1 protein-coding gene and 1 pseudogene are annotated in these 1,827 nt (G+C 36.5%); one reads left to right on the top strand and one right to left on the bottom strand.

Going from position 1 to position 1,827, the window contains the following annotated elements:
* Nucleotides 1-266 (bottom strand): annotated as a pseudogene (locus ACFIO3_RS12500) (peptidase M3); the annotation flags it as partial.
* 1,061 nt (nt 267-1,327) lie between these two features.
* Between ACFIO3_RS12500 and ACFIO3_RS12495 the strand changes: the two are divergent.
* Nucleotides 1,328-1,827, top strand: a 500-nt coding sequence (locus tag ACFIO3_RS12495) for a magnesium transporter MgtE N-terminal domain-containing protein (protein ID WP_375704560.1), incomplete at its 3' end; no start/stop codon positions are given.

The following is a 1,827-nucleotide window of genomic DNA, read 5'->3' as shown; positions in this document are numbered from 1 at the left end:
AGCTGTTGAATTAATACATTCGTATGAGCACTAGTGCGTAAGAAAAATATTGAACAGACACGATCAAGCGCTTTGCCACAAAGCTCAAAAGGTTGCAAAAAGTTCTCAAGTGTTGGTGGTTCTTGCACCATCGCAATCGCTTCTAGTTCTTCTTCGGCTTCTTGAAGTGCCTGTGCAAAAGCGGGTTTAAAATCTTCATCATTTATAGAAAAAAAATCAGGAAGACCTGAAAATCCCTTCCAATTCAGCACGGCTTCTTTTGTCATAATACTTTATGTCTCCATTATAAATTTAGGCTGTAATCATTATCTTTACGACACAAATTGATAATATACTAAAACTATTTTGTGAGTTTCAAAACTACCTGTCAAAGCTCTATTGAAGTAAAAAATAAAAAGTACCTTTAATTTCAGGAGATAAATAAAAATAAGAATTTCCACGCTTATGAAACAACATATTGATTTATAATAATAATTTATCGTTTTTATATATTGAATAAAAAACCTTAAGATCGTAAGATTCTCTCATTTCAGACCTGTTTATGTTGAATCAATCAAAATCACTTGCTTGTACATCACAAGCGGAGCTGGCGTGTGGGTAAAAGCCGTAATAAGAAAGGAATAAAAATAGCTCTTATGAACCATCTTAAATGCTAAGAACACCTACAAGCTAGCAAAGTGTTGTGATGGTACTGGTTTGATCCTTCATAAGCATAAAGATGGAAGTGTTCAATGCATTTACCTTTATACCCTTCACAAGCGCCGTCGTGAAATGGGCTTGAATGCTCTTTGAGAGATATTTCTTAAAATAAGCGCGTGAAACTGCAATACAATGGCGTTCTGTTTTACGTGAAGGGACGTTGCCCCATTACAAGAACGGAGGTTCCTACCAGTCTCTGGACTGTCAACAGTCCAGCTTATCTCGGCGGATTCTACCTGCTAACCACTCATGCAGTTTACTTCATAAGCGCAACAGATAAGCCCCTGCCCTGAATACGGATTGCGATATCTAAAAACACTTAATATGTAAAGCTTTTCATGCCTTATATCACCGCTCTAAACAACGGTGTTTGACGGCATAATAAGGTAAAAATGGGAACTGATTTTTACATTTACGCCTTCATATTATCCTCCAATCAAGCTGTATTCTCGTTTCAGTGATTCAGAAACTTGTTCATAACTGATAATTTATCCTTGACTTTAACTTAAAATATTAACAATTGGAAATATAGTCGGGGAGGTTTTTTCAAATCTTCCATAAACTTTTGTTTTTATCTCATCTATTATTTAGATTTACAACTCCCCAACTCTTCAGGAGGGACTTTATCATGACTGAAATTAAAACGGCCTTCGACTTCAAAAATTTTTCTCCTGAAGCTCTCGCTGAAAAATTAAAAAATCAGCATTTTGCAGACTCTATTGATATCATCAATGATCTCGATATCATGGAACGTGTCACTATTCTTAGTCTTCTACCTCTTGATTATGTTATCGAACTTTTTGATAAACCAGAGCTTGAGCAACCTGCTGCTATTTTAGAACTTCTCCCTATAAATCGTGCGGTTGAAATTCTTGATGGCATGTCTGCAGATGCTGCTGCAGACGTCTTTCAAGAAATAAATAAAGAAACCCGTACACGGCTTTATGCCTTGCTTAAACCCTTAACACGTGCGGAACTTAAAAAACTTACCAGTTATCCTGATCATACAGCAGGGGCACTCATGACAACAGAGTTTATAGCAGTTCCTTCAAACTGGACCATACAAAAAACTTTGGATCACATTCGTGAAGTCGAGCGAACACGTGAAACAGTTTATACCAGCTATGT

The sequence above is a fragment of the Bartonella sp. AD328YNZD genome (genome assembly GCF_042196425.1).
Note: the sequence above shows the minus strand (reverse complement) of the source record. Positions and strands in the feature narration are given on the sequence as shown.